This window comes from Protofrankia sp. CiP1_Cm_nod1, from assembly GCF_920888515.1.
Classification (GTDB): Bacteria; Actinomycetota; Actinomycetes; order Frankiales; family Frankiaceae; genus Protofrankia.
In genome coordinates this window covers 12,966-19,235 of record NZ_CAKKTM010000157.1, presented here as the reverse complement: position 1 = coordinate 19,235, position 6,270 = coordinate 12,966, and the positions used below count along the sequence as shown (strand labels likewise).

The window sequence follows — 6,270 nt, the reverse complement described above, 5'->3', positions numbered from 1 at the left end:
CAGGTGGCGCTCGCCCCCGAGCTCGGCGACCGCGCGTTCGGCCAGGTCGGCCGGCAACGGCCTGCCGTGCCAGCCCTCGGCGTCGGCCGTCCCGGAGAAGCCCTCGCCCTTGCGGGTGCGGGCGAGCACGACCACCGGCCGGTCGGAGCCGGACGCCTCGGTGAGGACCTCGTCGACCGCGGCGACGTCATGCCCGTCGACCGCGAGCGCCCGGCAGCCGAACGCCTCGACCCGGCGGGCGTAGGTGTCGAGGTCCCAGCCGAGCTCGGTCGGGCCGCGCTGGCCGAGCCGGTTGACGTCCACGATCGCCGTCAGGTTCGACAGCTGGTAGTAGGACGCCTTGTCCAGCGCCTCCCAGATGGAGCCCTCGGTCATCTCGCTGTCCCCGCACAGCACCCACACCCGGTAGGGCAGCCGGTCGAGGAAACGGCCGGCGAGCGCCACCCCGACCGCGTCGGGCAGCCCCTGCCCGAGCGAGCCGGTGGCCACGTCGACCCATGGCAGCACCGGCGTCGGATGCCCCTGCAGGCGCTGGCCGTAACGGCGGTAGCCGGTCATCAGCTCGTGGTCGGACACCACGCCGACGGCCTTGAACACCGCGTACAGCAGTGGGGAGGCGTGCCCCTTGGAGAAGACCAGATGGTCGTTGGCCGGGTCGTCCGGCCTGTCCCAGTCGTAGCGCAGGTGCCGTCCGACCAGCACCGCCAGCACGTCCGCGGCCGACATGGACGACGTCGGATGGCCTGACCCGGCGGACGTCGTCGCCCGGATCGAGTCCACCCGCAGCTGCCGCGCCAGCTCGCGGATCTGGTCGAGGTCGGCCGGGTCGATCGCGATCTCGGACACGGGAGTTGCCACACCAGCCTCCTGTACGCCTGCGTATCCGTGTCTGGCAGTGCTGGAAAGCAGCCGGTGGCGTCATGGATGGCGATCCAGCGGACGTGCGCGGGCACCGCCCACGCGAGCGGCCATGTGGGGGCTCTACCCCGGGTTCCGCCGTCCCGAACGGCGCCGGCCTGTGGAATCAGCCGGCCTGTGAATCAGAGTGCGGCGGGGGCGGCGCCGACCGGGGTCGCCCGGTGGAAGAGCTGGTAGAAGCGGTACGCGGCGCCTTCCCGGACGATGTAACGCAGCGTGGTGACGACGCCCCGGGTGGCCGGGCCGGTGGTGACCGGCGAGGTGACCGCGTCGATGTCGAGGTCACGGGCGATGGTCCGGGAGCGCAGCGAGTGCCACGGGTCGGTCACGATCACCGCGGACCGCCAGCGGTTCACCGCCATGCTCCTTGCCACCGCCCGCAACGACCCCAGGGTGTCCCTGCCCTCACCCACCACGACCACGGCGGTGGCCGGGACGCCGCGGGCGGCCAGGTAGTTCGCCGCGGCCCGCGCCTCGGTGTAGACGTCACCGGCCTGGGAGCCGCCGACCGTCACGATCCGGGGCGCGACACCGGCACGGTAGAGGGCCAGCGCGTGGTCGAGACGGGCCGCGAACACCGCGGACGGGCGGCCGTTGAACTGGGAGGCGCCGGGCACGATCAGGACGTCCGACCGGCGCTGGTCGTCCGAACGCCCCACCACCCATATCTGGATCATCGTGAGAACGCTGATCATCACGCCGGCCAGGACGAGGATCGCGACCACCCTCAGCAGCCATACCCACCAGCGTGCGTGCAGCCACCGCGCTGTCCACGGCCGCGGGATGGTAGCCACAGGCAGTCACGGTATGCCCAAATCAACGCGGGGCGGCAGGTGTTCCACCGCACAGCGGGCACACCGGCCGGCCAGCCGGGCAGCCGGTACATCCGGTATGCCCGTCAGGCGTCCGTCGGGCCCGGTCAGGCCGTGCCCGACGGGGATCACAGGCCGTGCCCGACGGGGATCAGGCCGTGTCCGACGGGTGGCCGGCCGCGAGGATGGCGGCCCGGCCGGCCTCCAGCCGGGCGACCGGCAGGCGGAACGGCGAGCACGACACGTAGTCGAGCCCGATCCGGTGGAAGAAGTGCACGGAGTCCGGGTCGCCACCGTGCTCCCCGCAGACACCGAGCTTGAGCCCCGGCCGGGCCGCCCGCCCCTCCTCGGCCGCGAGCCGCACCAGCCGGCCGACCCCGTCCCGGTCCAGCGACTCGAACGGGGACACGCCGAAGACGCCCAGCTCGAGGTAACGGGAGAAGAACGACGACTCCACGTCGTCACGGGAGAAGCCCCAGCTCATCTGGGTCAGGTCGTTCGTCCCGAAGGAGAAGAACTCCGCCGCGCCGGCGATCTGGCCGGCGGTCAGCGCCGCCCTCGGCACCTCGATCATCGTGCCGATCAGCGCGGGCACGTCGACCCCGCTCTCGGCGGCGACCTCTGCCAGCACCTGCTCGGCCCGCTCACGGACGATCTCCAGCTCCTGGACCGCGCCCACCAGCGGAACCATGATCTCCGGACGCGGGTCCCCGCCCCGCCGGCGGCGGATGACCGCGGCCTCGGCGACCGCCCGCACCTGCAGGGCGACCAGCCCCGGGATGAGCAGCCCGAGCCGCACCCCGCGCAGCCCGAGCATCGGGTTCTCCTCGTGCAGCCGGCGGACCGCCGCCAGCAGCGCGGCCTCGCCGTCCACGGCGGGCCGGCCGGTCGCGGCGGCGACGCCCACCTGCACCGACAGCTCGGTGAGGTCGGGCAGGAACTCGTGCAGCGGCGGGTCGAGCAGCCGGATCGTCACGGGCCGGCCGTCCATCGCCGTGAAGATCTCGACGAAGTCGTCGCGCTGCAACGGCAGCAGCGCGGCCAGCGCGGCATCGGCCTCCTCGTCACCGTCGGCGAGGATGAGCCGTTCGACCAGCTTCCGGCGCTCGCCGAGGAACATGTGCTCGGTCCGGCACAGCCCGATACCGACGGCCCCGAAGCGGCGGGCGCGCTCGGCGTCCTGCGCGGTGTCGGCGTTGGCGCGCACCGCGAGCCGGGCGGCGGCGTCCGCGTGGGTCATGATCCGGTGGACGGCGTCGACCAGCGGGTCGGAGCCGTCCGCGGGCAGCCTGCCCTCGAAGTACTCGACGACCGGGGAGGGCACCACCGGCATCTCGCCGAGGTAGACCACGCCGGACGAGCCGTCGATCGAGAGCACGTCCCCCTCGTGGACGACGATGCCACCGGGTGCGGCCGCCCGCCGCCGGTGGGTGTCGACGTCGATCTCCTCGGCGCCGCACACGCAGGTCCGGCCCATGCCGCGGGCGACCACCGCGGCATGGGAGGTCTTCCCGCCCCGGGAGGTCAGAATGCCCTGTGCGGCGATCATGCCGTCGAGGTCGTCGGGGTTGGTCTCCCGGCGGACCAGGATGACCGGGACGCCGGCGGCGGCGAGCTGAACGGCCCGCCGCGAGTCGAAGACGGCCTGTCCGACGGCGGCGCCGGGGGACGCGTTCATTCCCCGGGCGATCCGCCGGGCCTGCCCGTCCGCGGCGAACCGGGGGAACATCAGCTGGGCGAGCTGGGCGCCGGTGACCCGGGCCAGCGCCTCGTCCATGGTGATCAGGCCCTCGTCGACGAGCTGGACGGCGATCCGGAAGGCCGCGGCCGCGGTGCGTTTCCCGACCCGCGTCTGCAGCATCCACAGTTTGTTGCGCTCGATGGTGAACTCGATGTCGCACAGGTCGCGGTAGTGCCGTTCAAGGGCTGCCATGACGGACAGCAACTGGTCGTAGGCGGGCCGGTCGACGTCCGCCAGCGCGGTGAGCGGCAGGGTGTTGCGGATACCCGCGACGACGTCCTCCCCCTGGGCGTTCTGCAGATAGTCGCCGTAAACGCCCTGGTCGCCGTTGCCCGGATCGCGGGTGAACGCCACGCCGGTGCCCGAGTCCATACCCAGGTTGCCGAACACCATCGCGACCACGTTGACCGCGGTGCCGAGATCCGCGGGAATGCGTTCCTGGCGGCGGTAGAGGCGGGCGCGTTCACCGTTCCAGGAGTCGAACACCGCCCGGATCGCCAGGTCCAGCTGTTCCCGGGGGTCCTGCGGGAAGTCCCGGCCGGCCCGGTCGCGGACGATCGTCCTGAACGTCTCCGTCAGCCCCCGCAGATCGGCCTCGTCGAGCTCCAGGTCGCTGGCCGCCCCGCGGGCCTTCTTCACCGCCTCCAGGGCGTCGTCGAACAGCTCGTCGGGCACCCCGAGCACGGTCCTGCCGAACATCGCCAGCAGGCGCCGGTAGGAGTCCCAGGCGAAGCGCGGCGAGCCGGACTGCCTGGCCAGGCCGGGCACGGACGCGTCCGACAGGCCGACGTCCAGGACGGTGTCCATCATCCCCGGCATGGAGAACTTCGCGCCCGAACGCACCGAGACGAGCAACGGGTCGTCCGGGTCGCCCAGCCGCCGGCCCATGGCCCGCTCGAGGGCGCGCAGATGCTCGTCGACCTCGTCGCGCAGCGCCGCCGGCACCCGGCCGTGCGCGAGATACTCGCGACAGGCGACGGTGGTGATCGTGAAACCGGGCGGGACGGGAAGCCCCATGTTCGTCATCTCGGCGAGATTGGCGCCCTTACCGCCGAGCAGGCCCTTGAGATCCTTGTTCCCCTGGTGGAAGTCGTACACATAGGTGGTCATGGCCGCCCCCTCGTGTCCCGCCTCCCGCGAACCACCGCCGAATCGACCATGTCACGTCACCCCGGCTCGCGCAGGTCACCCGGACGGATCCGCGGCTCCCCTCCCGAGAAGTCGTCCCGAGAAGTCGTCCGGTAGCCCGCCGGACCGGCCCCTGACAGCCAGCAGCCTACCGTCACGGGCCGTCCGGAAAAACGTTCCGGGAACTATCCGGGAACCAGGCGCCCGGTTCGCCGCGCCCAGCCGGTTCCGGGCGGTGCCGGGAGATATCCGGAACGTTCACCGGCCACACCCACCAGGATTCCCACCGCCCGGCCGGAAAATCACCTGATCAGCATTCTTTCGCATCTGACGCATGTCAACGGGGTAAACAGGGTAAATTATCACCATGTCCGACAGGTGAACAAAATTCGTACATATATCGAACCCCGCCTGCCCAGGACCCGCCGGTCACGGCGGACAGACCATGATGCGTACCGACGGGCTCGGACCACCAGTGCCGAGAGACCAGCGGACCAACAGCGTCGACCAACAGCGTCGAAGGAGGGGGCGGACGCCGTGCGAGGCCACCGGGTTCTCGGGCTCGCGCTTGCCGGACTGCTCACCATCGGCGTCCTCGCCGTGATCGTCATCCCGCGGATCCGGCCCGCTCCGCACAAGAACGAGACCACCGTCCGGGCGCTGGTCTCGTCGGAGAAACAGCCCTTCTTCTCCGATCCGGACGTGGTCGCCGCCCTCGGCCGTGCCGGCTACCGGCTTGAGATCACCTCCGCCGGCTCGCGCGAGATCGCCACCACCCACGACCTGTCCGGCTTCGACCTGGCCTTCCCGGCCGACGCCCCACAGGCCGACCGCATCAGGCGCGACCGCGGGATCAGCGCCTCCTACGTGCCCTTCTTCACGCCCATGGCGATAGCCACCTTCGCCCCGGTCGCGGAACTGCTGACCGCGGCGGGTGTCAGCAGCCGAGAAGGTGACCACTACCTGTTCGACATGCGCAGATACCTCGACCTGGTGGCGGCGGGCACCCGGTGGTCCCAGCTGCCCGGGAACAACGCCTACCGGACCGACAAGTCCCTCCTCATCAGCTCGACCGACGTGCGGACGTCGAACTCGGCCGCCCTCTACCTGGCGATCGCCTCCTATGTGAGCAATGGCGGAAACGTGGTCACCGATCCCGGAACGGCCGAACGGATCACGGACCGGCTCGCGCCCCTCTTCCTCAGACAGGGCTATCTGGACGCGTCGTCCCAGGAGCCGTTCAACGACTTCCTGACCATCGGTATCGGGAAAACGCCGATGGTCATGGTCTACGAGGCCCAGTTCCGGGCCCACGCGCTCGCCCGGGACGGTTCGCTGACCAACGACATGCTGCTGATGTATCCGAGTCCGACCATCTACGCCAAACACACCGTTGTGCCGCTGACCTCCGCCGGAGACACCGTCGGGCGCCTGCTCACGACCGACCCGGAACTGCAGCGGCTCGCCGTGCGGCACGGATTCCGCACCGCGGACGCCGGTTACGGCCGGCAGTACGCCGCCGAACGCGGGAGCGGCCCCGTACCGCAGCTGGTCAACGTCATCGAACCACCGAGCGCGGAGATATCCGAACGGATGATCAGTCGGATCGAGGCGCAGTACACGAAGGGCCCGGGTTGATGAGCCTGTCACCGTCGACACCGTCGACACCGT

General features: G+C 71.1%; 4 protein-coding genes. 1 reads left to right on the top strand and 3 read right to left on the bottom strand.

Annotated features, from left to right (window positions below):
- From NBX02_RS07785 to ppdK, 3 genes are all read right to left on the bottom strand, one after another.
- The coding region (locus NBX02_RS07785) for a 1-deoxy-D-xylulose-5-phosphate synthase N-terminal domain-containing protein (protein ID WP_250290632.1) at positions 1-858 on the bottom strand (858 nt) is incomplete at its 3' end.
- Positions 859-1,040: 182 nt separating this feature from the next.
- Positions 1,041-1,712 (bottom strand): YdcF family protein, encoded by a 672-nt coding sequence (locus NBX02_RS07780; RefSeq protein WP_250281172.1) that lies wholly within the window; start codon positions 1,710-1,712, stop codon positions 1,041-1,043.
- A gap of 169 nt (positions 1,713-1,881) precedes the next feature.
- Positions 1,882-4,581, bottom strand: coding sequence for a pyruvate, phosphate dikinase (gene ppdK / locus NBX02_RS07775; RefSeq protein ID WP_250281171.1), 2,700 nt, complete (start codon positions 4,579-4,581; stop codon positions 1,882-1,884).
- Between the two features lie 555 nt (positions 4,582-5,136).
- Here ppdK and NBX02_RS07770 point away from each other — a divergent pair.
- Positions 5,137-6,237, top strand: a complete 1,101-nt coding sequence (locus NBX02_RS07770) for a hypothetical protein (RefSeq protein ID WP_250281170.1) — start codon at positions 5,137-5,139, stop codon at positions 6,235-6,237.
- Positions 6,238-6,270: the final 33 nt, after the last annotated feature.

Coding starts and splice junctions, on each gene's coding strand:
- ppdK (WP_250281171.1), bottom strand. CDS start 4,581: ATGACCACCTATGTGTACGACTTCCACCAGGGGAACAAGGATCTCAAG.